At 43.1% G+C, this 24,541-nt stretch carries 22 protein-coding genes; 9 read left to right on the plus strand and 13 right to left on the minus strand.

The features are described 5' to 3' along the window. Positions 1–132 precede the first annotated feature (132 nt). Together R8O11_RS10510 and R8O11_RS10515 are read left to right on the plus strand one after the other, a co-directional pair. Positions 133–2,046 carry a sensor domain-containing phosphodiesterase gene (locus R8O11_RS10510; RefSeq protein ID WP_017821934.1) on the plus strand — a complete coding sequence of 638 codons (1,914 nt, stop codon included), beginning with the start codon at positions 133–135 and terminating at the stop codon, positions 2,044–2,046. A 71-nt stretch (positions 2,047–2,117) separates the two neighbouring features. Further along, positions 2,118–3,773 (plus strand): ABC-ATPase domain-containing protein, encoded by a 1,656-nt coding sequence (locus R8O11_RS10515; protein ID WP_017821933.1) that lies wholly within the window; start codon positions 2,118–2,120, stop codon positions 3,771–3,773. 79 nt (positions 3,774–3,852) lie between these two features. Here the strand turns inward: R8O11_RS10515 and R8O11_RS10520 are convergent, their stop codons facing one another. Next, a complete protein-coding gene (locus R8O11_RS10520; RefSeq protein ID WP_005376328.1) occupies positions 3,853–4,473 on the minus strand; it encodes a DNA-J related domain-containing protein in 621 nt (206 codons plus the stop codon). Between the two features lie 128 nt (positions 4,474–4,601). After that, the gene (locus R8O11_RS10525; RefSeq protein WP_005386285.1) at positions 4,602–5,441 is read right to left on the minus strand and encodes an isopenicillin N synthase family dioxygenase; all 840 of its coding nucleotides are present in this window, start codon (positions 5,439–5,441) and stop codon (positions 4,602–4,604) included. 242 nt (positions 5,442–5,683) lie between these two features. On the opposite strand from R8O11_RS10525, the gene R8O11_RS10530 reads away from it, so the two are divergent. Beyond that, positions 5,684–6,280 carry a DUF2238 domain-containing protein gene (locus tag R8O11_RS10530; RefSeq protein ID WP_005376330.1) on the plus strand — a complete coding sequence of 199 codons (597 nt, stop codon included), beginning with the start codon at positions 5,684–5,686 and terminating at the stop codon, positions 6,278–6,280. Here R8O11_RS10530 and cutA read toward each other — a convergent pair. From cutA to R8O11_RS10555, 5 genes are all read right to left on the minus strand, one after another. Further along, positions 6,242–6,574 carry a divalent-cation tolerance protein CutA gene (cutA, locus tag R8O11_RS10535; RefSeq protein ID WP_005376332.1) on the minus strand — a complete coding sequence of 111 codons (333 nt, stop codon included), beginning with the start codon at positions 6,572–6,574 and terminating at the stop codon, positions 6,242–6,244. The two genes, R8O11_RS10530 and cutA, sit on opposite strands and share 39 nt — an antisense overlap. Before the next feature lie 14 nt (positions 6,575–6,588). Continuing rightward, positions 6,589–6,840: a hypothetical protein gene (locus R8O11_RS10540; protein ID WP_005376334.1), complete on the minus strand. Its 252-nt coding sequence runs from the start codon at positions 6,838–6,840 to the stop codon at positions 6,589–6,591. Continuing rightward, positions 6,824–8,533, minus strand: coding sequence for an SgrR family transcriptional regulator (locus tag R8O11_RS10545; protein ID WP_053307684.1), 1,710 nt, complete (start codon positions 8,531–8,533; stop codon positions 6,824–6,826). Before R8O11_RS10545 ends, R8O11_RS10540 begins: the two co-directional genes overlap by 17 nt. 79 nt (positions 8,534–8,612) lie before the next feature. After that, entirely contained in the window at positions 8,613–8,846 is a 234-nt protein-coding gene (locus R8O11_RS10550; protein WP_005376338.1) for a DUF3389 domain-containing protein, read from the minus strand. Positions 8,847–8,852: 6 nt separating this feature from the next. After that, positions 8,853–9,287: a hotdog fold thioesterase gene (locus R8O11_RS10555; protein WP_005376340.1), complete on the minus strand. Its 435-nt coding sequence runs from the start codon at positions 9,285–9,287 to the stop codon at positions 8,853–8,855. A 201-nt stretch (positions 9,288–9,488) separates the two neighbouring features. On the opposite strand from R8O11_RS10555, the gene R8O11_RS10560 reads away from it, so the two are divergent. Continuing rightward, complete coding sequence (locus R8O11_RS10560) at positions 9,489–10,277, plus strand: M48 family metallopeptidase (RefSeq protein ID WP_017634168.1); 789 nt, start codon at positions 9,489–9,491, stop codon at positions 10,275–10,277. 74 nt (positions 10,278–10,351) lie between these two features. On the opposite strand, the gene R8O11_RS10565 is transcribed toward R8O11_RS10560, so the two are convergent. Continuing rightward, positions 10,352–11,380, minus strand: coding sequence for a site-2 protease family protein (locus R8O11_RS10565; RefSeq protein ID WP_225477855.1), 1,029 nt, complete (start codon positions 11,378–11,380; stop codon positions 10,352–10,354). A gap of 422 nt (positions 11,381–11,802) precedes the next feature. On the opposite strand from R8O11_RS10565, the gene R8O11_RS10570 reads away from it, so the two are divergent. The 4 genes from R8O11_RS10570 (at position 11,803) to R8O11_RS10585 (ending at position 16,660) form a co-directional block, all read left to right on the plus strand. After that, a complete protein-coding gene (locus R8O11_RS10570; protein ID WP_005376347.1) occupies positions 11,803–13,038 on the plus strand; it encodes an outer membrane protein transport protein in 1,236 nt (411 codons plus the stop codon). 20 nt (positions 13,039–13,058) lie between these two features. Then, on the plus strand, positions 13,059–15,467 hold the full coding sequence (locus tag R8O11_RS10575; protein WP_213869806.1) for a VolA/Pla-1 family phospholipase: 2,409 nt from the start codon (positions 13,059–13,061) through the stop codon (positions 15,465–15,467). Positions 15,468–15,603: 136 nt separating this feature from the next. After that, positions 15,604–15,813 carry a YgdI/YgdR family lipoprotein gene (locus tag R8O11_RS10580; protein WP_017634171.1) on the plus strand — a complete coding sequence of 70 codons (210 nt, stop codon included), beginning with the start codon at positions 15,604–15,606 and terminating at the stop codon, positions 15,811–15,813. A gap of 289 nt (positions 15,814–16,102) precedes the next feature. After that, entirely contained in the window at positions 16,103–16,660 is a 558-nt protein-coding gene (locus R8O11_RS10585) for a PhnA domain-containing protein (protein WP_005376350.1), read from the plus strand. Positions 16,661–16,845: 185 nt separating this feature from the next. Here R8O11_RS10585 and R8O11_RS10590 read toward each other — a convergent pair whose 3' ends face one another. From R8O11_RS10590 to R8O11_RS10600, 3 genes are all read right to left on the minus strand, one after another. Then, positions 16,846–17,037 (minus strand): hypothetical protein, encoded by a 192-nt coding sequence (locus R8O11_RS10590; RefSeq protein ID WP_005376351.1) that lies wholly within the window; start codon positions 17,035–17,037, stop codon positions 16,846–16,848. A 279-nt stretch (positions 17,038–17,316) separates the two neighbouring features. Further along, positions 17,317–18,336: a TerC/Alx family metal homeostasis membrane protein gene (locus R8O11_RS10595; RefSeq protein ID WP_033907086.1), complete on the minus strand. Its 1,020-nt coding sequence runs from the start codon at positions 18,334–18,336 to the stop codon at positions 17,317–17,319. 622 nt (positions 18,337–18,958) lie between these two features. Next, positions 18,959–20,701, minus strand: coding sequence for a bifunctional metallophosphatase/5'-nucleotidase (locus tag R8O11_RS10600; RefSeq protein WP_005376363.1), 1,743 nt, complete (start codon positions 20,699–20,701; stop codon positions 18,959–18,961). Positions 20,702–20,969: 268 nt separating this feature from the next. Between R8O11_RS10600 and R8O11_RS10605 the strand changes: the two genes are divergently transcribed. Beyond that, positions 20,970–22,604: an ATP-dependent endonuclease gene (locus tag R8O11_RS10605; RefSeq protein ID WP_047103581.1), complete on the plus strand. Its 1,635-nt coding sequence runs from the start codon at positions 20,970–20,972 to the stop codon at positions 22,602–22,604. Between the two features lie 153 nt (positions 22,605–22,757). Here the strand turns inward: R8O11_RS10605 and R8O11_RS10610 are convergent, their stop codons facing one another. Next, entirely contained in the window at positions 22,758–23,243 is a 486-nt protein-coding gene (locus tag R8O11_RS10610; protein ID WP_171344619.1) for a DUF1097 domain-containing protein, read from the minus strand. A gap of 228 nt (positions 23,244–23,471) precedes the next feature. Continuing rightward, positions 23,472–24,377 carry a LysR substrate-binding domain-containing protein gene (locus R8O11_RS10615; protein ID WP_005376369.1) on the minus strand — a complete coding sequence of 302 codons (906 nt, stop codon included), beginning with the start codon at positions 24,375–24,377 and terminating at the stop codon, positions 23,472–23,474. Between the last annotated feature and the right edge of the window lie 164 nt (positions 24,378–24,541).

The raw sequence follows: 24,541 nt of genomic DNA on the forward strand, positions 1-24,541 counted from the left end.
CTGAACACTTTTCAGGACTTTTTTTTGTTTCGAGCCCTAGCCACCCTATACTTAATTAAAAAGCGAGAACAAAATAGAGCAGTCTGCATTTTTAAATTCACAGGAAGTGAAACCACGTAAAGGATGACCTATATGGGGAGATTGCAAACATTAGACTACGAAATCCCTGAGTCTATGCGAAGAAGTTGGCAAGAAATCGTCAACTTACTGGCTCAAATAACACACGTACCCACCACATTAATTATGCGTATCCATCCGGATCGCATAGAAGTAAATACATCTAGCGAAACTCTAGGTAATCCTTATCGTACTGGCGATGCAGAGCAGCTTGGTAACGGTTTGTATTGCGAGCAAGTTATAGAACAGAAAGGCGAGCTTGTAATCCCCAATGCGCTTGAAGATGAAGAATGGCAAAATAACCCAGACATCAAACTAGGCATGATTTCTTATTGCGGCTTACCGCTATTCTGGCCAAATGGGGAGTCATTTGGAACAATCTGTATGCTTGACTCTGAGAGAAACGAGTACAACGATAGTTACCGTCAGTTGCTTGAAACTTTCAAAGATTCAATCGAAGCACAGCTTTCAGTTGTGTACCAACAACATAAACTTCAGCGACTTAACACCGAGCTAAAGAGTCGAATTGAAAATCGTACCACGGATTTAGCCCAGTTAAGTTACTCCTTAACACAAGAAATTGATCGCCGTAAAGCCGCGGAAAAACAAGTGAGCTACCAAAAAACACATGATCAGGGAACTGGATTTCTAAATCGTTCTGCACTTGAGAACATTGTCCAATACACCTTACAGTCCCTTGATAGTGATCAGCAATCGCTTGTGGTCATCAACATTGGTTTTAGTAACGCTCGCAGTATTCAGACCAGGCACGGGTTCGAGGTCTTTGACAACATTTTAAAAGAATTTCACTCCAGATTAACCAGACACGGTGCTAGCGGATTTATCACTGGTAGACCAAGTTCGAATGACATGGTTTTATTGATTTGGGGAGAGGATATTGAAGCTCGGTTAAATCAACTATTAGATGATATCACTAAAATTAGCGTAGATGGATTTGTCTTCAACAAAACAGAAATACATTTGCACACGTATATCGGTATAGTTCAAGCTTACAAAGATTGCAGCAATGCTAAGCGTATCCTTCAACATGCATGTTACGCGATGCTTCTATGTAAAGAATCCGGCGAACCTTTTAGTTATTTTAGAGAAAATCATTCGGCGGATCTCAATAGTCACAATGAACTGGAAAGTTACCTTTTACAAGCAGTGCGTAACGACGATTTAGTGTTGTACTTTCAACCTCAAGTAGACTCCAAAACACGTAAATGGATTGGCGCAGAAGCCTTGCTTCGTTGGAGACATCCAATACTTGGCGACGTTTCCAACGAAGCATTGATACATATGGCCGAACAAAACGGGCTTATCTTTGAAGTTGGCTCTTTTGTTCTGCGTACCGCGATAGACAAAGCGAAACAATGGTCTGAGTTAATCGATAACTTCAAAATTGCCGTCAACGTTTCTCCCATTCAATTACAAAACGTAAATTTTGCAGAACAAGTGCAACACCTACTCGACACTTTCCATTTGCCAGCACACTTTCTCGAACTCGAAGTAACCGAGAGCGCTCTAATTGCTGATGAAATAGTAGCACGCACAACGTTAAATAAGTTGCATAAACTAGGTGTGACATTGTCACTTGATGATTTTGGTACAGGATATGCTTCGTTCAGCTATTTAAAGAAATATCCGTTTGATGCCATCAAAATTGATAAAAGCTTCGTCCAGCAAATGGAAAAGTCAGATGATGATCGCGAGATCATTTGTTCAATCATACACATTGCAAAAAAACTGGAACTCCAAGTAGTGATCGAGGGCATTGAATCCCACCAACAAGAGCAGTTTCTTATTGGTGAGGGTTGTGATATCGGACAAGGTTTTCTTTATGGTAAACCTATGCCTTGTAATGAATTTGAGCAAAGTTTGTTTAATCAGCGCCTTTCTGGCGGGCAATACGCCTACTCTTCCTAAGCATTCTCTTTACTATGAGGGCGGTGGTTTCTATAATCGCCGCCCGCTTCTATTAAAAGGCCAATATCTTCATGGATCAGTTGACTGCCACGCTTAAGAAAATTGAAAAGCAGAACTACCGAGCTTATCAGCAAATCAAAGGTCAATACGACTTCACTGATTTCACTTTGTTTATCGATCATGTACAGGGTGACCCTTATGCATCGGCGTCACGTTTTCGTGCGACTCGCGCATGGTCTTTGACTGGTCTTGAGTGGCTAAGAGACGAGTCTCCTGCATTTCAAAGAGCGGCACGTGATTTTATTGCGCGTAGTTTTGAACAGTTTGCTAAACAAGAAAACTCAGTATCAATTTCACTGACAGGCCAAACTGTACTGGATAGCACCGCGGTGTTGTTTACTGAAGAAGGTATTGAACTGCGTTTTCGAGTTAACTTACCAGCCGAAGGTCGTTCAGTATTGGGGAAAAAAGCCAACAACATACTGACTTTCCACCTGCCTAAGTTTATCCGTCGAGCAACTTTAGAGCGTGAACTCGACAAAGCCGCTTTAATTAAGCACTGCCAAGTTGTTGAAGACCAAGATGCCCTACGAGAACAGTTAGAGGCCAATAACTTAGTCGCGTTTGTCGCAAACGGCAGTATTCTTCCTCGAATTGCAGGTAATTGCGACCTTCCAATGAAAGAAGCCGTTGAGTTTAAAGCCCCTGAATCTCTACAAGTCACTTTACATGCGCCAAACAAGGGCCATGTCACAGGATTAGGAATTCCAAAAGGTATCACACTGATTGTAGGTGGTGGCTTCCACGGTAAATCTACCTTATTAAATGCAATAGAGCGTTCAATTTACGATCATATTCCAGGAGATGGTCGCGAATACATTGTTGCCGATAACAAGGCTATGAAGATTCGTGCCGAAGATGGCCGATGCGTACACCACTTGAACCTGTCAAACTACATCAACCATTTACCGATGGGTAAAGATACGGCGGACTTTTCTACTCAAGACGCATCAGGCTCAACGTCGCAAGCCGCTTGGCTTCAAGAGTCTATTGAAGCGGGTGCAAGCACATTATTGATTGATGAAGATACTTCTGCTACCAACTTCATGATTAGAGATGAGCGTATGCAGGCATTGGTGGCAAAAGGTGATGAGCCAATTACTCCTCTCGTCGACCGCATTGGTCAATTACGAGATGATCTTGATATCTCTACCATTATCGTTATGGGTGGGTCGGGCGACTACTTAGACGTTGCCGATACCGTCATTCAAATGCACGACTACCAAGCCGTTGATGTGACTGAAAAAGCGAAAGAAGTTATCGCTCAGCACCCTACTCAACGCCATAACGAGTCAGAAGAACGTTTACAGACCTTCCCACCTCGAGCACTGAACCGCGTTGCGTTGATGAATATTCTGACTGACGGCAAGTTCCGTGTGAATGCGAAAGGCAAAGAGTCACTTCGATTTGGTAAAGAGTTTACTGATCTTAGCGCTTTGGAACAGATAGAGTCAGCCGATGAAGTCAACACAATTGGCTGGTTATGGTTCCAAATTGCTCAACTTCCAGGTTGGTGTAATCATCCGGCGAAGGAGATTGAAGAAATGCTGTCTGGTGAGTGGCATGCCGCTCTTCCTAAACAAGGCGACTTAGCCAAACCACGCACACTAGACGTTATGGCTGCCCTCAACCGCATGCGAAAATCTCAGTTTAAGTCATCATGCTAGTTTTGATACGCTGACAGAGACAGTTCAATCAAAAGGCAGCTATAGTTAGCTGCCTTCCTTTATCTTTATTCTTAGCGAATCATTCGTTTCTCAGTACATTCCACGCTTCACAAAGAACTCTAAATCTTTCTGCATCGCCATTTTCTCGATCAGGATGCCAACGAAGCGCGAGTTTTCGCCATTGTTTTCTAATTTCCGCAGGCGTAGCGTCAGTGTTAAGTTCAAATAGTGACAGTGCCTTTGTCTTATCTACGCTGGCTACTGACGAACCACCGATGAACTTTTGATAAGTTGTCCAAAATTCATTCAACAGTCGACGCACTTCATCTTCGTCCGCTTCGTAATTGCGCCAATCTAAGTAATACTCACGCAAAGGATCATGAATATCGATCTTATGCCTCAAAGCTTCCATCGAAGACATGAGCTGAATATCCATGGCTTCGACTTGAAGCCAACTATCCGGATACAGAGTGTCTTGCAGTTGATATAATGCATTCATGATCAGGAAATTTCTTTTGAATAAATCCTTATCGGGAGAGTCGTCCAGCTTTGAAATATAACCTTGTTCACCCAACGAGCTTGCCAAGGTGTGCACTTTCCAATTAGAGGGCTGTTTTCTCAGGATTTCTAACATTGGCCAAAGCAGCGGATTTTCTATTGCATGAGGCTCAATACTATTGACAGTACGTTGTCCTTCCATTCATCCTCTCTGACACGAGTTTAGGGCCCCATTCACGGCACAAAAAACATAGTTTCCACTTTGTAGCATAAATGCAAAAAGGCCGATAGTCATTCACCATCGGCCTTTGTAAGGAGATCACGTAAAGGTTAAATAACCCCTAGCTCACGTAAACGTTCCATAAGGTAGCTATGTGCAGTGTAGCGCTCAGATAACACCACTTCCGGCTTTGGATGCAGGAACAACGGTAATGAGATACGTGACTTTTCTTGACGGCCACCCGTAGGGTTGATTACACGGTGAGTCGTTGAAGGGAAATAACCACCTGACGCTTCTTGAAGCATATCACCAATGTTGATGATTAAGTTCCCGAAGTCACATGGTACATCGATCCAATCACCCTCTTTACTCTTTACTTGCAGTCCAGGTTCATTAGCAGCAGGCAAAACCGTTAACAGGTTAATGTCTTCATGCGCAGCAGCACGAATAGCGCCTGGCTCTTCTTCGCCTGTCATCGGTGGGTAGTGAAGCACGCGTAGTAATGTTTTGTCACTGTTATTGATCATTTCTGACAACGCGATAGAGAACTTCTCTTGAACGTCCTTAGGTGCGTACGCTTCAACCCAGCCTAATAGCTCTTGAGCAAACGCATTGGCACGCTCGTAGTACTCTAAGATTTCAGCTTTAAGCTGCTCTGGGATCTGACCCCAAGGGTAAACATGAAAGTACTCTTTGATGTCTTTCACTTTGTGCCCTTTCGCCACTTCAGACACAGAAGGTGGGAAGTAGCCATCTTGGGTGTCTACGTTAAAGTGAAAATCATTCTTTTGTTCTGAACAGAAAAACTCATGCCAGTTTTTGTAAATTGACTCTACAAGCTCTTGTGGAATCGGGTGGTTTTTCAACACACCGAACCCCGTTTCGCGTAGAGAGGTAACGAACTGTTGAGCAGCATCGTCAGCAAGATAATCGACAGTTTCCAGTTTCATGGCTTTACTTCTTTTTTATTAGACTGAATCATGGATTCTATGGATGGGCATGTTGTAAATCAAACTTTAATGAAAAGTGCACGCGCAAACGTTTTAATGTTGAGCAGTTTGCCAATAAATCAACATTTTCAGTGATCAAAAAACCCATTAAAATATCAATTGCACAGCGTTCAATTAAGTGCAATCATTAACACAATCTATGGAGTCCCACTGTAAGATAAATTGAAGGATCAAGTAACTCTATGAAAAGCACCTCGACACTCTTAGGATTAACGATTTTTTATGCCATCGTGTTTTTATTTTCTGCGTTGGAACCTAACTCACGAGCAGTTTGGTTTGCGGAGATTATCCCGGCGATTGGTATTCTTGTTGCTATTTGGGCGATTTCGATTCGCTATCAGTTCAGTAATACGGCTTACTTTTTAATGTTCATCTGGCTCTGTTTGCACACTATCGGTGCGAAATATACGTTCTCCGAAGTGCCGTTTGACTGGTTTAACGACATGATTGGTTCAGAGCGAAATAATTTTGATCGCGTTGCGCACTTTTCAATTGGCCTTTACGCATATCCGATCGCTGAATACTTGATAAACAAAAAACGGTTCAACAAAGCGTTCTCTTGCTGGTTTGCTTTGTTTGCTATCATGTCACTTGCTGCTGGCTATGAGATTATCGAATGGTGGTATGCGGAGTTGGCTGGTGGCGATGAGGGAATTGCCTTTCTGGGCTCGCAAGGTGACATATGGGACGCCCAGAAAGATATGTTGTGCGATACCGTTGGTGCAGTGTTGTCGTTATTCTTAATGTCGGCTCAACGTCGATTCTCTCAACCATTCTAAATAAGGGTTAAACCCATCAACAATTGGAACCTGTACGATTTGAGCTACCTCGTATTCGTGCAGGTTTTCTATTTTCTCTTCCACCAATTCATAAAGTTCTCGACGAGTTTTGATCACCAGCAACCATTCGTTGTCAGTACAAATCTCCCCTTTCCACACATAGTGACTTTCAATAGGCATCGTTTGAATACACGCGGCTAATTGAGCATCTAGCAAACCTTTAATGATCTGATCTCGATTTTTTTCATTACTGGTTGTACTTAAAACCATGCAATAGTCATGTTTCATACTCATTTTCTAGCCCTTTATTATTTCATCGTCACTTTGCCGCCAATCATTTTGTAAGCGGGGGTTCCTCTTACTAAAGTGTCTCTTGCAAACTCTTGTCCGCAAGCGGGGCAAATACATGGGGTTTGTGTGAAATCGTCAACAATGCGCTCTTTGAAGCATTTAACCAGTGCGCCTTTCCCGCCTTTACGGTACTTAAATAGTTGAGTTTTACATTTAGAACAAAAGATATCGACGGTTTTCGTCGGTTGTTTTTTATTCGGTTTCGCCATGGTTACTTTCTATATCCGGTTTGACCCATACATTATTAAAATCAAACCAACCTAAGGCATTACACTTTGCATTTTGTAACGCACCGCTGTGGTCTTTATTCACGCCTAGCCAGCAGTGAAACATAGGAATCACCTGACAGCTTTTTACTAATTGTCGTCCTAGCTCACGCGCAGGAAAGTCTGTGTGCATGCCGGCACGCCATTGATCGACAAGTTTAGCCCATTCACTAAAATCGTAACCTGAACTGAACTTCTCAATATCACTGTAATCCAGGAGCCAGCCCGCCAACGCGTCATTTCGGTTCGTTGCAATGCCCATAGCTTTCACCCAGATATCCACTTCCTCCGGTGCGGGCGGTTGAGAATCATAACGAATAAACTCAACCTCTATACCGTGCGGTTTTAAGAGTGTCTTGATGGCCTTGGCAACTACTGGAAACATCGGATGCTTTTTCTGATACGCTACGGAAATTACCTTATTAGCCTGTGGTACGCTGCCCGCTTCCGCTGGCCTGAGATCAATCCAACCGGGCTTAAGGCCAAAGGCTTGCAATACTCCCAGTTCCATCACTTTATCTTGTGGAACATGCGCGTAAATCTGGTGACTGTTGAGGGTTTGCGAGAGGAACTCTGCCCAACGTGGATCTTTTGCAATCCCGGTGTTTTTGTTTAGTAATAGGAATGTACAGCCAGGGTCCAGCTCTACTTCATCGGATGAACCTTGTTTATCCATCTTCGGCTTTGACAGGCTTGGATAAACCATTGAAGAATAGGCTTCATCGATTACCCACACCTCCACTTGGTCAAGTAAAGGGCGAAAACCAAAGTAGCCATCAAAAGCAGTCAAAATAAGACGCTTATCATCATTCATTTTAACTTGGAACGGCCCAGTCCCTATCGGTTGTCTATCGAAGCTTTCAGAACGCAAAGCACTCGGTAGCAAAATTTTTGCTTGCGACTCACTCAGAGCCAGAGGCAGGTAGCGATCAGGACGGACGAGCTCAATATCAACGGTCCACTCTTGTGGCGAAGACACCCGCTTTATGTGAGAAAACAAGTTCAAGCTATTTAACGCAAGCACACTTTCAAGAACACAACTGGTTGTTAACGGTTCACCGTTATGAAAGCGTACTCCACGACGAAGATAAAAACGCCAATGTGTATCAGAAATTGCTTCCCACGTGTGGGCTAAATCTGGTTGAAGTTGTTCATTTTCATCAAGGCGAGTGAGTCCGCTAAAAATTTGTCTGGCGATGTGTTGTTCAGAACGCCGCATCGGTTTCTGCGGGTTTAACATCGACAATGGTCGATAATAAGGCAAACGCACGACCTGCTCGCCCTGTCGATGCTGAAGCCCTAAATAACCTTGGATAACCTGCGTTAATCGTGCCGCATCGTTATCAAGCGCATCTAGAGCCTGACCGATTTTCCCTTCATCGAGATAACGCCTGGCGAGGTTTTCGCTGACGTCGCTTCGATTACGTTTAAAAACGAGTTTCGAAAGTTTTCCTCGACCCGCTGCCGGATGCCACTCAATCCAGCCCTCTTCTTCAAGTTTATTTAGAACAATACGAGCATTACGACGTGTACAAAACAACGCTTCGGTGATGTCTTCGAGCTGAACGTCCGTATCGTGACCGGAAAATTTTTCAAACAGTGTTTCGAACTGAACACGTAAACGAGGGCTACTCATAAAGAGGAAATTCTTATCTTGTTGTCGATAAGCTAAGTTTCCTCATTTTTACCAAAAAGTGCAAACATCACACTATAAATTATTGAATATCGATACCAATTTCTCGCGAAAGTTCGGCCAGTTGTTCCTCGTTGTCCAGCTTGATAGACCATTTGCACTCTGCTCCATGAGATAAAACAACGTTCGCTCCTCTACCCAGCAACTGAATTGCATCGGTTTGCGCTTGCAAGGTTACCATTGCACTACCGGAGAGCTTAATCACTATTTCACGCTGGGTTGCAATGATTTTTCCTAATGAAAACTCAATCACCATCTTAGTTTATACCGACTTTGTTTTGTGTTGTTTCACAGCGATGGTCAAGCGACTGGTACACACTAAACGGCCTCGCTCATCAGTGATATCGATTTGCCACACTTGCGTTGAAATACCCAGATGAAGCGGTTTTGCCGTACCAATCACATGACCACTTCGCATGGCTCGCACATGGTTCGCGTTAATATCTAAACCGACGCAGTAGCTGCCCTCATCGACAGAGAAGTTTGCAGCCAATGAGCCTAATGTTTCTGCGAGCACGACTGATGCACCACCGTGAAGCATTCCTAAAGGTTGATGAGTAAAGCTGCATACGGGCATGGTTGCTGTAAGGGAGTCGTCAGTGAAATCTGTATATTTAATTTGTAGGTGCTCGATCAGGGTATTTTTTGACGTGGCATTCAGAATCTCTATGCTTACGGGCTTTTTCCATATACTCATTGTTTTACTCTTAGTTTCACAAACTGGTTTGTTAGGTTGTAACGACGTGCTAGGAAGCTAGCATAGACGCTACTTGGGCATAACTTCAAGACGTAACATCTCACCCTCTTTATTAATCAGATGAATAACTTGATCCATGCATCATGTTACTATTTGGGTATATACTATTGCTTCAAAACAAAAAATTAAATGGAGCCTGTTATGAAGGTATGGATGAAAGCCTCTGCTCTTTTAACTATCGCGGGTTTAACAGCGTGTAGCGCATCACCGACGGGTCGCAACCAGATCCTGATGTTTTCAGATCAGGAAATGTCATCGCTTGGCGCTAAATCTTTCGAACAAATGAAGAAAGATATCCCAATCAGCAAAGATCGCAAAACGAATGCCTACGTTCAATGCGTTGCCAAACACATCACTGACACCATTCCCGCTCAATCTGGATTTAAAGACTGGGAAGTCGTTGTTTTTGATAGTGAACAAGTCAATGCGTTTGCTCTACCAGGTGGGAAGATCGGCGTGTATACCGGGCTTTTAGATGTCGCGAAAAACCAAGATCAGTTGGCAACAGTTATTGGTCACGAAGTCGCTCACGTCCTCGCTGACCACAGTAATGAACGTCTTTCACAAAGTCAGTTAGCAAATGCCGGGTTGTCTCTAGCAAACGTTGCGATTGGAGCTTCCGAGTACAAACAGTATCAACAAATGACGATGGCGGCACTTGGTGTCGGTGTCCAATACGGTGTTATTTTGCCATACGGTCGTACTCAGGAATCTGAGGCTGATATTGTCGGGCTGGAATTCATGGCAAAAGCAGGTTTCGACCCACGTCAAAGTGTCGATTTATGGAAAAATATGAGTGCTGCATCAGGTGGTTCTCAACCACCTGAATTCTTCTCAACCCACCCATCGCACAGTACGCGCATTAAAGATTTACAAGCAACCATAAATAAGCTGCCTGCGTATAACGCGAAAGCACCAAGATGTGGCTAATTCATTGCTACTATCGTCTACTACTTAAGCTTGCCAAATAAAAAAGCTCCCTAGGGAGCTTTTAATGATTCTAATCAAGTGCCCAATATCTGTAGCGGCAAACTTAACAAACTATCTCCGAGAGTGGCAAAATACCAGATGATAGAAACAAAACCTCCGACAGAGACCAAGTACCAAGCCAGTGAGAATAGCTGCCCATAACGGGTTAATGGCAATAAATGGCTTTGATGTCGAGCTCTCCATTCCATCACCACTTCCAACATTCCCATTAACAATAAAAACCCTAGCAACGTCAGACCGAAATAGTAACTGATAAAAATGCCTAATAAAGCGGTCGCAATACTGCCAACTAACCCGACCCAAGTATTCATTGAAAAGGTAATACTTTTGAGCACATGGCCACCATCTAATGGTAAAATAGGCAGCAGATTAAATAGGTTTAGCAAGGCGTTAAACACAGCAAGCCCAGCGAAGATCACCTCACCAGTCATCCAATAAAGCAAAGTAAAAACAATACTAAGTACTAAACCGAAAAATGGTCCCATGATTGAGATAACCACATCCTGCCAGCGCGTGTTTATCTTTTCGTCACTTAGCGCCAAACCACCTAGGAATGGAATCAAATAGATTCCTTTGGTCTTCATTCCAAAATACTTCATCGCTCTAATGTGACCATATTCATGAAAAACCAAACAAGCGATCAACGCTAGCGCGAACTCGATGGAAAATAGCCAAGAATATGCAGCGAGACTTGCAGACGCTAACGCCACTTTAATAACTTTCGCACTTTTAAGTGCTTTCACCCCAAGAGATACGAGGCCTATTACACTTAAACGCTTTTCGGATGGTGGCGTAACTTCTGGCACTTGGCGCTCGATGTCTTTTTCATTTCGACAACCTTCATTGACGAGCTCACCGTTAATTGTGACCTTGTAACTCATTTCAAACGGTTGCCATGTTAAAGAACACTCTAAATGACAGTTCAGGATTTCCTCACCCGCAGAGAGCCTAAACTGGTGTAGACAAGTCTCTGCGGTATTGTCACTGGCATCGATTTGAGACACCAACGTATTATCCCAATATAACTGCTGCCACCCAGCCATCGATCCTTCGAGCCTTAGCGAACGACCTAAAAATTCAACATTCAGTAATTCCAATGCGGTTCCTATTGCGTCTATTGAATAACTACATAGCGAGCGCGAATTATGCCTGTGAAGTGAAGAAACCGCAAAGCGAGCTATCTCTTGATTTGATCGTTATTTAACTATAAAGCTCGCAAAACAATTCTGGTCGTACCATTCTCTTCAAAAATATAAAGATAATACATGCCCTTACAAGCCATCGTTTGACCTATGCATCATATTTAAAACGCAAAATACGCTCAAACTTTGACAAGTTATTAAACATACAATTAACATTACATTTACATCATCGTTGTATTTCGCGTATTAACAATTGGTGTAAGTACCACACAACAATTACAAGGACTTCGGTCCAGCATTATGACACCCTAGGAGGGTCAAGGATGAACAAGAAGCACTGCTCTCTGCTTACAATTTCAATATTGTTTGCGTGTAATGCCCACTCAGCGGGCTTCCAGGTAGCTGAACATTCGGCATCTGGTCTTGGTCGAGCATTTTCAGGTGAAGGGGCTGTCGCAGATAATGCCAGCGTCCTTGCTCGTAACCCTGCAGCAATGACACTTTTCAAAGAAGCTCAATTTTCGGGCGCGTTATCTATCATCGACCCTGAAGTCGATGTGTACGACACTGTAAACAATGAACACGCGAAAGATGTCGCTCCTTTACAGATCGTGCCAGCAGGTTATTACATCAGCCCTATCAATGATAACTGGGCTTGGGGTATCGGTATGTTCACAACATACGGTGTTGCTACCGACTATCCAAATGATATTTCCGCAGGTGATATGGCGGGTGACACTTCCCTACTTTCAGTAAACATCAACCCTAATGTCGCTTACCGTATCAACGAGTCTTTCAGTGTCGGTGGTGGTATCAACCTCGTATACGCTGAAGCAGAGCTGACTCGTCACAAAGGCGCACTCGCCGGTATTTTAGGTGGTAATAAGTCCGATAACCTTGTCGGCATGGAAGGCGAAACTTTCGCTTGGGGTTGGAATGTCGGCGCTTTATTTGAGCTAAATGAAAACAACCGTTTTGGCTTTGGCTACCGCTCTAAGGTTGATCTAGATTTTGATGACGGTGAGTTTAGTAGTTACGACTCTGGTCGAGCTTCATCACCAAAAGTGGATGGCCGTTTAAAAATCTCTCTTCCTTCAATTATCGAATTATCGGCTTTCCATCAATTGAATGAACAATGGGCTGTACATTACGGCTGGCAACAAACCGACTGGAGCACATTTAAAGAACTAAAAGCGACCAGTAACGAATGTAATGACGGAGTATGTTTCTTTAAACCTGAGAAATATGAAGACAACAATCGCTACTCCATTGGTGCAACTTACATACTTAATACAGACTGGACATTCCGTGCAGGCTTTGCGTACGACGAACAAGCAGGTGAAGCGACATTGAGTATCCCTGACAGTGACCGTTTTTGGTACAGCGCGGGCCTAACTTACGCAATGAGTGAGAATTTAACTTTCGATGCAGGCTTTGCACTTGTTAAGAGTAAATCAGGCTCTTTCACTGAGACAAATGCTCTGGGTGAAGAGATTAAGTTTGACTCAGAAGGTACTGCTTACATCAGCGCGGTACAGATGAACTACACCTTCAAATAATGGGATTACGGAGTAAACCAATGAAACACACGTTTAAATTATCAATGCTTTGTTCTGCAATCCTTCTTGCTGGTTGTGGTGATGATACCTCCAGCTCTGGTACTTCCGACAAAGTTCAATTTGAAGATGAAGTCCAAGCATTGCTTGATCGCGAAACATCCATCAGTTTTACGCTTCAAGGAGCGAACGCAGATGTACCGGCACCGTCTTACTTATTAATGGACACAAGCGATGGTACGCTTGGTCTGCCAACTGATGGCGATGATGCTTTAACCAACCCTAGAGCCTCGATGAATACGATGGATGGATGGTCAACGTCTATGCCAATCGTTCTGAACTTTAAAGGCGATGGTTTTGCAACGGGCATGTTGCCGTCTGGTGTTAAAGTCATCAAGATTAACCAACGCTTAACCGAGTGGGACGGTAAATCTAACCCAATCGAAGAGGTACTCGTTCAGAATCAGGACTACGTAGTTCAAGCAAAAGGTAACTCTCTATACGTCCAGTTCTTGGCTGCACTTGATGAGTCAAGCGAGTACATTTTTGCGGTTACACAAGATGTTACTGACGTGAATGGTGAGCCAATTGGTACATCAGCAAGTTATGCGACTGGTAAATCGAAAGAAATCGTTTATGAAACTGGCGACCTTGCTTCTGTTCAAGCAGTCACTCAGGCGGTTGAAGGCATTTTTGGTATCGCCAAAGTAAACCCTAACGACATCGTTTACTCCTCATGGTTCAGTACCCAGTCTGTAGGTGATACGTTAGCGGCAGTCAAAGGAGTAACCGCTACTGGTTTTTCTACCGGCGCAAACACACTAAATACCGTTTACAAAAATGACTCAAACGAAGGTTCAGTTGACTTATCAACGGCCTACACAATAACGCTCGGTGAAACCCAAGACTTTAGCACTGCGCTAGACTCTGACGATGACTTTAGTAAATACATTAGCGATCAAGACGCAGCTAAAACGGCAATTAAAGGCCTTTACATGCAATCAGGTGCCGATGTAAGCGTGACACAAGGTGTGGTAAGACTGCCTCATTACCTGGAAAAAGGCGCAAGCTGGAACATGCAACCAATGGTATCTGCGATGCCAAGCCTAGCGAAGCTAAGCGCAGCATTAGCGGATCCGAACGAGCAAGCAAACATGGTTCAGCAGCTATCAACAGGCGTTTTTGCAAATGATCCTGTTGATGTGACAAAGCTTGCTACAGATCCTACAGAGCAGCTAAAACTTGTTGGAGCTAAGCTTACTCTTACCGATGGTACCCAGCTTGATAGTGAGCGTATCATAACTCGCTACTCGCCTGTTCCCGTAGTGAAATCGGTTGAAGATGTCGAAGTACTGGTCTTCACACCTAAATCTGGCGTCGCGACAGACGTTGTGATTTATCAACACGGCATCACCTCAGCGAAAGAGAATGCGTACGCGTTCGCGTTCAATATGGTAAAAGCAGGTGTGGCAGTTATCGCTATTGACTTACCTATTCATGGTACGCGCAGCTTAGATGAACAACGTTCCGCAAATGCGAATGTACTGGCTTATCTAAATCTTTCCAACTTAGCCGTTGCGCGTGACAACCTACGTCAAAGTGTTCTGGATGTGTTAGGTTTGCGCGCTAGCTTGGTAGTATCTGCTCAAGGCGGTCTTTTAGCTGGAGGTCCTCTGCAAGGCTTCAACCCAATGACGGGTTCAAAGGTCAAAATGCTAGGTCATTCACTTGGCGGTATTGTAGCTACATCTGCCGTCGCAGCAGCAAACAATACATTGGGCAGCCCTACTGCCGATGCGCTGTACACCTTTAGTTCTGCATCAGTACAGAACTCTGGTGGACAAATTGGTAATTTGTTACTGGGTTCAGACAATTACGGCCCTCAGATCAAACATAACCTCGCTTATGCAGCATCAAAAGACTATGCGACTTACGCTGATGCATCATGTGCGGATCTAGAAGATAAAACATGTTACGAAGCATTTGAGGCTGCGGCAACGGAAGCTCAAGTAGCAGCGCTAGAAGCAGGTTTCTCACAATTTATCTATGCAGCACAGACTACACTAGACACTGTCGATCCGTTCACAAACGCTTCAGATTTAGTGGCATCTGGTTCGCTAACGACACCATTCTTTATGACAGAAGTGGATGGCGATAGCACAGTACCAAACAGCGTTCCAAATGCACCATTCGCGGGTACTGAACCGCTTGCTAATAAGCTAGGGTTGAAGACTGTGAACAGTACGGACACTGATGTGAATGCAACTGCGAGCTTTGTACAGTTTAATGCTACTGCATCGCACAGTACTTTTGCTTCGCCAAATGGCACTCTGTCTGATATTGATCATCATGTAGAGATGCAGATGGAAAACACTGACTTCTTAATGGATGACACACTAACAGGTGTCACTAACACTTCTGTTTTGAAGTAATCGCAACACCCTTCCTACCAAAGCCCAGTTTCTACTGGGCTTTTTCATTTCAATTCTATTCAAACCCACTCATATTTCCTCTGCTATAGTTAAATCGATGTCTTTGCCTAACTCACTTGTTTAAAAGGAAAACTCTATGCGCGTATTGACTGTTATTGCCACTGTATTACTTCTTTCTGCATGCGGAAGTAGCCAATATCTGATGTCGACAAATGAAGGGAAAATTATTACCTCTTACGGTAAACCAGACCTGAACGAGGAAACGGGTATGTACGAGTATGAAGACATGGATGGTAAAGAAATGAGTATTTCAAAAGAGCAAATTGTCCAGATTGTCGAACGTTAACGACAGGCCCTCTGTAAATTAGAGGGCTATGTTCTAGCCACCCTCTCTCTACATTTACCTCTTTTAGGCTTGTAATCGTTGTAGAAATTGACACAACTAATTCATAAGCCAAAACAATTAATAGTGTCTTTTATACTTCCGTATTATTTATTTAGCGAATATTTTACATCTTCACCTTAATCAGGTTGGAGTATTGTAAAATCTAGTCTTTAATTCGCTAACACCCTTTTATTTCTCAGGATAAAGTGGATAATACCGCCACAAAATAACATTACTAAGGTGAGTCCTTATGTCTATTGAAGCTACTCTGCTTGCGCGCTGCGAGTCAAAATGTGAACTGTGTTCTTCTGAATCTCAACTAACTGCATACGCTGTCCCACCTCACGGTAATGTGACGGTTGATACTGCCATCATGGTTTGTGATAAGTGTCTGGGTGAGATCGATGAGCCAAAAGACATTAACCACTGGCGTTGTCTAAACGAAAGCATGTGGAGCCAGGTTCCTGCTGTACAAGTGACTGCATGGCGCCAACTCACTCGCCTAAACACAGAAAGCTGGGCTCAAGATGCTCTTGACATGATGTACATGGAAGAAGAGCAAATGAACTGGGCAATGAAAGGGATGTCTGCTGACGATAAAACGGTTGACTGTAACGGCACTGAACTTAAGAAAGGTGACGATGTAACAGTAATTAAAGACCTACCAGTAAAAGGCACTAACCAAGTAATCAAACAAGGTACAGTGATTCGTGGTATTAGCCTTGGCGATGATCCAAAGCTAGTTTCGGGTAAGGCAAATGGTGGTCAGTCGATGTACGTGATCGCAGAATACTGCCGCAAGAAGTAATATCGCACTTCAGTCATGTCAAAACGGGGCACCAATGGTGCCCCGTTTTTCTATACAACACTTAATCTACTCTCATGTCTACCTCCTCTAGAGTGTTTCTTTTCTAGGGCGTAGGTTGAGTAGGCATGTTTTACAAATAAAAAAATACCGGCTCATAGGCCGGTATTTCTTACACTATTTCAATATTAACGGTACATACCGATGTCTTTTTGAATATGTGCTGACAAGTCTTCTGCGTAGTAACTGCGTGGCGCAGTGTTATCTACAAATAGAATGTCCAGTAAGTGAGCAATCAGTCCTTTGAAGTTAACCGCGTAGGTTTTCTTATCCATAGAGGTTGGTAAAGCTACATTTGTCATTTGCATTGCTTGTGCCATGATTGCCTCTCTTTAAAAGCAGTAGTCTGTTTAGTTGGTTGTATATTAGTCAGTTTCTTATTGTTTAAGAAATGACAAATTTTACCCATTCAAATTAGAATTTCTAATAAAACAAACTCATTACAAAACTCAAAAATACAAATGAATAATAACGGCATAAATAATCACAATTGCTGTAATTACATTGAATAACTGAACATTACCTGCATAATCGCCCCTTGAGCAACAACATATATTTAACAATATTTTTCGTTATTTCTTTTGATTTTAGTGCTTACTTTATATTTTTTGATTAGTAATATTAACGCTAGTTTGACGCTTCGCTTTATTTTTTAGGAGTGATGCCACCACTGCCGATGTCATCACAACAACTAAAAATGTGAGAGACCATGCTGTCGGAATCTCATATTCTGTTCCAACCAATAGCATTTTCACCCCGATAAACATCATGATTACTGATAATGCTGGTTTTAAGTACACAAACTTATCTAACATTGCTTGAAGAACAAAGTACAGCGATCGCAAACCCAATAATGCAAATACGTTCGCGGCTAAGACTAAAAATGGCTCTCGCGTTACCGCGAATATAGCTGGTATAGAATCCAACGCAAACATAACGTCCATTACTGCAATGACACCAACAACGATCAGCATCGGTGTTGCCACCCACTTACCAGCTTGCTTTAAGATTAAGTGATTTCCTTGGTAGTCATCTGTAACTGGCAATACCTTTCGAATCAACTGCTCCGGATATGGATTAACCTCTTCTGCTTCGCCTTTGTCGCGAGCTAGCTTAACACCCGTCCAAATAAGGAAAGCAGCAAATAAGTACAATACCCAGTGATACTGTGCAAGTAACTGAGCACCAACCGCAATCATGACAGCGCGTAAAACTAGCGCACCTATCACCCCCCAAAGCAATGCTCTCGGGCGCAAGTGCTCCGGCACACTGTATTGTGCAAAGATGATGGCAAACACAAACAAGTTATCAACGCTTAACGACTTCTCTAGTAAGTAACCAGTTAAGAATGAAATCGTTGCTTTGTCGTTCGTATAAGCGCTATGTGGCGCGTAAAAGTCCCAGAATAAATAAATAGAACCAGCAAAAACAAAGGCAAGCAAGAACCAAAAAACACTCCAAACGATGGCTTTTTTCATCGTGATAACGCCACCACGTGTTTGATAGATATCAAGAGTAACAAGAACAAGGGTAAATAAACCAAAAGCACCATACATCGCTAATGATTCTTGAAGAGGCACCGATTGGCTCAATTGGGTGGTATTTTCGATAAGAGACATATTTCCTCCCATGGCGGAAGGACTTCGTTTGGTGACCTTCCGCAGACAATAACAACCAACAGCCACATAACGATTATGTGCTGTTAGTCAATGAATGCGTTGGTCTCGTTGAAGTGTTGACGTGAATGAACCACGTAACACCTTTACTTACCGGATAAGCTGATGCTTAACGAGATGACGATAAGTAAACTTGCGCTAACTACTCCCCAAACGCCGACATAATAACGCCGAGCGTCAGGCTTTCCAACAAAAAAACCTTGTCTTATCGAAATAAAATTCTTATCAAAAATCAGGAAGCACTATAAAAAGAAAGAAATGGATTCAACCACCGCAACTATAGTAAACAGACAAAAAGCAGCAAATGGCTCAAGACAAACTCTTCATTGGTTAGAGGCCTAGCGGGGAAGATAGATACAAAAAAGGAGCATTACTGCTCCCTTTTGTAGCATCCACATTCTTAGCAATTCAAAAGCCGCTTAGAGGCACAAAGTAGACCAGTGTTGACCAAATTGCGATCCAGGCAACCACGACTACCGTATCTGCCCAATCTTTATTCCACATACTGCCATCCTCATCAACCCATGTAGTAAGTGGAGAGCAGCAAAATGAATACCAGTATCTATTATCGACGTCGCTTTGTGTAAAGTTTGTGACTTTGATTCAAACAGTTTGGCTCATCGGTCAGGAGTTCAATAAAACAATCAGCCATGGACAAACTGGTCACACGCCCTTCTCCTTTCATCTCCTGCAATGCGTCGTACCCCTCTTTCCCTTTCATCGTATAGGCAGAAGAAGTCCCTCGATACCAAACATCATCTTGAACACCTACCCATTGTTTACCATCAAAAATCACTAATGATTGAACTCTTTCGCCTTTTGGGGCATCTGCGTGGTACTCGAAGTTTAAATTGTAAGTGTACGGATAACTGCCAGATCCAGTGCCTTCTACGCCATTGTTGAGTGCATTATTTATCGCGCCTTCAAGTGCACGGCGAATAGCGCTGCCTTTTACATCGTAAAAGCCGATAGGAACGGCAAAAGGCAACAGCCGTCCGGCAATGTCTGCCACTGTAATGTTGCCAGGGTTCAAAGAGGTTCGCACGCCACCCGCATTATGAATTGCAAATTGAACGTCATATCCACGTTTGTTTAAACAGTGCAGAAATGATCGGGCAACGGAGGAAGCCAACTCACTCTCACCAAATTCATCGGGAATTCTCACATGACGCTTTTTGGTGTCAACACTAGCAATGACTTGTGACTGTAACTGCCTGACCTGAGGAATATATTTATCGCTCAGGATCGCTTGAGTTTCCGGGTGTTTCTTACAAACCACGACATTCGGTTGACCATGGATGAAGTCGCACGCGGTTTCGAATACACCTTGGTCGAGCTGTTGGTTTAGCGTCGAGTCCCAAAAAATACGTCGACCAAGCAACAGTTCATTTTGTCCACTCAACATCGTTGCTTTACCGTGTTCATCAAACTCAATGACGCAGTGCCCCATTGTCAAAGCATGGAAACCCGCTTGCACCACATAGGTATCATTAATTTTGATACCGTAGGGATCGTCTTGTCCTAACCCTATTGATGAAAAATCACCTTGCAACCGGTGGCTGTGTCCACCAACAATTATACCAATACCTGCGACTTGCTCAGCTAACTCTAAATCACCTTCATAACCTAAGTGGCTCAGAAGAATAATATTTTTTATACCTGATGAATGGATTTGTTTTACGGTCGCCTTGGCGGTTTCAATTGCTGAGTGAAAAGGCGTGTCTGCATCAGGGTTTGCGATGTCGCTCATTTTATCTATGGATAATCCGAAAATCGCGACCCGCTCACCATGGAATTCTTTAACAATGTATTGAGCGCTCTGTGTATCCGGTTGGTAACTATATACATCCTTGCAATCACTGATACGGTGAGGTTTTTTAAGTGATTCATTGGATAAATCCCAGTTGCCAGCAAGCAATGGGAACTGAGTACGTTGGCAAAACAATGCAACTGGCTCATTCCCCATATCTAATTCATGGTTACCTAACGCCATTGCATCAATCTTTAATGCGTTCAATAAGTCGGCATTGGCTTTGCCTTTAAATAATGAGAAATACAGCGTACCTTGGAAGCAATCTCCGGCATGGAGGAACAACATCCCATGACCTTGGCGCTGAGCATCATCTCTTAACTGCTCGACTCGGGTTGCGATACGAGAAAAGCCGCCAGCACTGACATAGGGCTCTAGCGTGAGTTCATTGTTTATCTTAAGCTTTAACTGTAATGACGTTGGTTCAAAGTAGGAATGTGTGTCATTGATGTGTGCCAGTTTGATTCTCACTGGCTTATGATTGTTATTCATCTTCATCTTCTCTTTTTTCATTCCTTATAATAATAAGAAGTGAATCATGACAGAATCATGAATTTTATGAAACTGCGATTTAGGATTTCATGTTTAAGTGATCACGATGCTGTCCCCCGGCTTTGAAAGCAAGCCTCGCTTGTAACGGTCTCTATTCAGTAAGAGGCTCTCGTAATTTTGTGAACTGAGCTTAACTCAAAAATTTCGAATTCATATATGCTTAGGAGTAGCAAAATAACTCTCGATAATTCAAATAATTGCAAGGAGGATTGAGATGAGACTAGAACGCATCGAAATCTCCGGGTTTAGAGGCATCAAACGCCTTTCACTCTCTTTTGACGAACTCACCACGCTTATCGGTGAAAACACGTGGGGCAAATCATCATTACTCGATGCCCTTTCCATCGCATTACCTGCCAATGGCTCATTGTATCAATTCAAACTGAAAGATTTTCACGTTGACTACTCAATTTCTCATCCACAAACACAACACTTACAGATCATTGTTTGTTTTAAAGCACAGGATAAAAACGAAGTAAAAGCGGGACGCTACAGACGCATAAAGCCTACATGGTGCACCAACGAAGATGGTGAGCAAGTCATTTACTATCGTATTAGTGCGTCTCGCGATGAGCACGGCATTAATACAGAGTACGCGTTTTTGGATCATAACGGCAAACCCAAAAAACTTCACCACTCAGAGAAACTCGCTATTGAGTTAATGACACTTCACCCTGTAATCCGACTACGTGACTCCCGACGCTTCCCAGATTTAAACCATGTCAACGGCGATGGTAAAAATGCTCGGATTGAAAAACGAATCAACAACACCTGTCGACGCTTATTGGCTATGCCTGGCCATGTGAATAAAGGTGAGATTCGTAGTAGCCTCGACTCAATGCAAACGCTTGTTGAACACTATTTTGCATTCAGAAGTGTCAGTAAAGGTAACCCACGCAAACCTCGTGATGGTCTTTTCTATACAAGCCCTTCCTCTGATAAAGGTTTGAGTCAGTTCTTGAAAGAAACCAATGACAAACAAAGCCGCTTGCTCTTAATGGGGTTACTCAATGCCTATCTTCAAGCTAAAGGCCCCACCGATTTAAGGCGCTGTGCGAGACCAATACTGATCATTGAAGATCCAGAAGGTCGACTGCATCCAACTCATCTAGCGAGAGCGTGGTCCTTATTGCAATTGTTGCCAATGCAAAAGATATTAACCACCAACAGTGGCACGTTACTCGGTTCTGTTCCACTGTATTCAATTCGACGTTTAATTCGGCTATCAGACAGAACCATCGCTAAGAGTTTAAACTCAACAAAGTTTGGTCGAGACGAGTTGCGCCGAATTGGTTTCCATATTCGTTTTCATCGTTCAGGAGCATTATTTGCGCGGTGCTGGTTACTTGTTGAAGGCGAAACCGAAGTTTGGCTTTTTCATGAACTGGCTCGTCAATGCGGGTATGACTTGGCTGCCGAAGGGGTTCAAATCGTTGAGTTTGCTCAATCAGGTCTAAAATCACTCATCAAAGTAGCAAAAGAGTTTGGTATTGATTGGCATGTCGTTACCGATGGCGACCCAGCAGGGAAAAAGTACGCGCATGCAGTACGAGCACAGCTCGACCATGATCAGGAAAGGCATCGACTTACGGAATTACCCGACCGAGACATCGAGCACTTTCTGTACAATAATGGGTTTGAACTTTTCTTTAAGGACATCATCAAAGTTCCTCATGACCACCCTATCCCTGCTAAAAAAGTCGTAAATCGTGTTTTGAAAAAACATGCAAAACCGGACTTAGCTTTGGCCATTGTTTCTCATTGTGAAGAGAAAGGCATGGAGTGTATTCCTGTACTTCTGCGCTGGACACTTAAACGCGTTGTTACCATGGCCAACGGCAATACATGAGTTAGGCGTATTTTGCACTCAGCGTATTGTCTTGTAATACAAAAAAAGCACACCAATTTGGTGTGCTTGTATCAAACATCATTAATTTTGATTAAGGGTATTGAGAGGGATAAAACTCAATACACAGTGGATACCAATAAGATCGGGGGTTCACTACTGTTGTGCTTGCTCAGCAAGCGAAGATGAAGTAGCGGTTGATTTCGTATGCAACCATAGCCCTGTCGCTTTCATTAGATAGCCAAACACACCACCTAGCAACAACGATGGAATAACAAGTTGCCAGTTTCCATCAGCCGCAAATGTTGCGCATGAACCAATAAAAGTACCAGGGATGTACGCGAGCCAAGCCTGTTTAGCTTGAATACACATGAAGAATGCCACAATAGCGGTAATCACATAGCCAATAATTTCCAACCCAACGTAAGTGGAACCGTGAATAATTACCATTGCCCAGAATACGCCTGTCATATTGGTGATTAAGCTGATGCCTAGTCCTTTCAATCCGCTCGTTGGCGCTGCAAAGTAGCTCGTGCAACCTAAAAAACCAGCCCAAGAAAGCAAACCTAAAGAGATGGCGATCCAACCCCATACGCCAGATAAAATTCCAGTAGTGATAGAAATAGCTAAAAGTGTCGTCATGGTAGTCATACCTACTCGGCTATTATCGTACCTATATGGTTCAATAACTGCCTTCATACATTGAAATCAAGGACACATGTTAGATACATCAGCTCAGCTTATCGGTGATATTGATCACAATAAGATATTATTATTTTCACAATTTACATTAAAAGTTTGACGCAACCGATAAATCAACAGATTTAGGGAATAAACCCAACTCATCTCGTAGGCATGTTTAATCAACCTTTAAAGAACTGAAGGCTTCCCTTTCATCATTCGCAGCCCCTCTCTTTTAATGCAGTCGACTAATGGGTTTTCTGCCATATCTGAGCGCCATATAAATGAAAGCGTCCTTTCCATTTTTAACTCAGGTACATTTAATGCCACAAGATGACCTGCTTCTATATATCGCTCTACATCTAAATACGGTAAGCAAGTAAGGTACTGACCATTAGCAACTAAACTACGTAACACCGGAACGTGTTCGTACTCGCGCCACACATCCAAATCTTCAATAAGGTGGTGAATAGAACTATCAAATGTTTTTCGTGTGCCAGAGCCATGCTCTCTTAGTACCCACTTCGCTTGCTCTAACTGCGCAAGGCTAACAGACTGATTACGCGCAAAAGGATGATGAGAAGCTGCGACAACAGTAAGATGATCACGACACCATACTTCTTGGTGTAAACGGTTATCATCACAGCGCCCTTCAATAATCCCTAAGTCATACTTGTAATCTAATACCCCATCAATCACCCCTTTTGTACTTTGTACACCGAGGGAAATACGCATTTCTGGAAAGTCATTATCAATGATACTGATAAGGTCGGGAACTAAGTGCTCTGCTGGGGTTTGACTCGCTCCCATACGAATCTCACCACTCAATAAATGTTGCTCATAGAAGCCCATTTCAATCTGCAATGCATCTTGTAGCAAGCGTTTTGCTTTTGGTCGTAACCACATCCCCCAATGGGTTAACGCCATTTGCTTGCCTTGTCTCTCAAACAACGGCCTGCCAAGCATCTTCTCTAATTGCGCAAGCGACATACTCGTCGCTGATTGTGTTAAAGCCAATTTTTCTGCGGCTTGGCTTACACTGCCGGTATCTGCAACTGCGTCGAAAACCGCTAATTGCTTAAGTGAGTAGCGCAAAGTGTCCTCCATTATTAGTGGGTATTTCCCAATTCCCACAATTGTTAAAGCATGCCCCAATAAGCAATAGAGTTCATTTTACCTAGCCCCGTAAAGTTATCAATTAATTTGATGAGGTTTCTAAATATTATCAATTTTACCTTACTAACCGTTCTCCCTATTCT

It is taken from the genome of Vibrio sp. 1288 (assembly GCF_033344475.1).

Coding starts and splice junctions, on each gene's coding strand:
- cutA (WP_005376332.1), bottom strand. CDS start 6,574: ATGAGTATGAAACATGACTATTGCATGGTTTTAAGTACAACCAGTAAT.
- R8O11_RS10575 (WP_213869806.1), top strand. CDS start 13,059: ATGAAACACACGTTTAAATTATCAATGCTTTGTTCTGCAATCCTTCTT.
- R8O11_RS10610 (WP_171344619.1), bottom strand. CDS start 23,243: ATGACGACACTTTTAGCTATTTCTATCACTACTGGAATTTTATCTGGC.
- R8O11_RS10545 (WP_053307684.1), bottom strand. CDS start 8,533: ATGAGTAGCCCTCGTTTACGTGTTCAGTTCGAAACACTGTTTGAAAAA.
- R8O11_RS10565 (WP_225477855.1), bottom strand. CDS start 11,380: ATGGCTGGGTGGCAGCAGTTATATTGGGATAATACGTTGGTGTCTCAA.
- R8O11_RS10550 (WP_005376338.1), bottom strand. CDS start 8,846: ATGGTGATTGAGTTTTCATTAGGAAAAATCATTGCAACCCAGCGTGAA.
- R8O11_RS10560 (WP_017634168.1), top strand. CDS start 9,489: ATGAAGGTATGGATGAAAGCCTCTGCTCTTTTAACTATCGCGGGTTTA.
- R8O11_RS10555 (WP_005376340.1), bottom strand. CDS start 9,287: ATGAGTATATGGAAAAAGCCCGTAAGCATAGAGATTCTGAATGCCACG.
- R8O11_RS10515 (WP_017821933.1), top strand. CDS start 2,118: ATGGATCAGTTGACTGCCACGCTTAAGAAAATTGAAAAGCAGAACTAC.
- R8O11_RS10580 (WP_017634171.1), top strand. CDS start 15,604: ATGCGCGTATTGACTGTTATTGCCACTGTATTACTTCTTTCTGCATGC.
- R8O11_RS10520 (WP_005376328.1), bottom strand. CDS start 4,473: ATGGAAGGACAACGTACTGTCAATAGTATTGAGCCTCATGCAATAGAA.
- R8O11_RS10530 (WP_005376330.1), top strand. CDS start 5,684: ATGAAAAGCACCTCGACACTCTTAGGATTAACGATTTTTTATGCCATC.
- R8O11_RS10570 (WP_005376347.1), top strand. CDS start 11,803: ATGAACAAGAAGCACTGCTCTCTGCTTACAATTTCAATATTGTTTGCG.
- R8O11_RS10605 (WP_047103581.1), top strand. CDS start 20,970: ATGAGACTAGAACGCATCGAAATCTCCGGGTTTAGAGGCATCAAACGC.
- R8O11_RS10600 (WP_005376363.1), bottom strand. CDS start 20,701: ATGAAGATGAATAACAATCATAAGCCAGTGAGAATCAAACTGGCACAC.
- R8O11_RS10595 (WP_033907086.1), bottom strand. CDS start 18,336: ATGTCTCTTATCGAAAATACCACCCAATTGAGCCAATCGGTGCCTCTT.
- R8O11_RS10525 (WP_005386285.1), bottom strand. CDS start 5,441: ATGAAACTGGAAACTGTCGATTATCTTGCTGACGATGCTGCTCAACAG.
- R8O11_RS10590 (WP_005376351.1), bottom strand. CDS start 17,037: ATGGCACAAGCAATGCAAATGACAAATGTAGCTTTACCAACCTCTATG.
- R8O11_RS10585 (WP_005376350.1), top strand. CDS start 16,103: ATGTCTATTGAAGCTACTCTGCTTGCGCGCTGCGAGTCAAAATGTGAA.
- R8O11_RS10540 (WP_005376334.1), bottom strand. CDS start 6,840: ATGGCGAAACCGAATAAAAAACAACCGACGAAAACCGTCGATATCTTT.
- R8O11_RS10510 (WP_017821934.1), top strand. CDS start 133: ATGGGGAGATTGCAAACATTAGACTACGAAATCCCTGAGTCTATGCGA.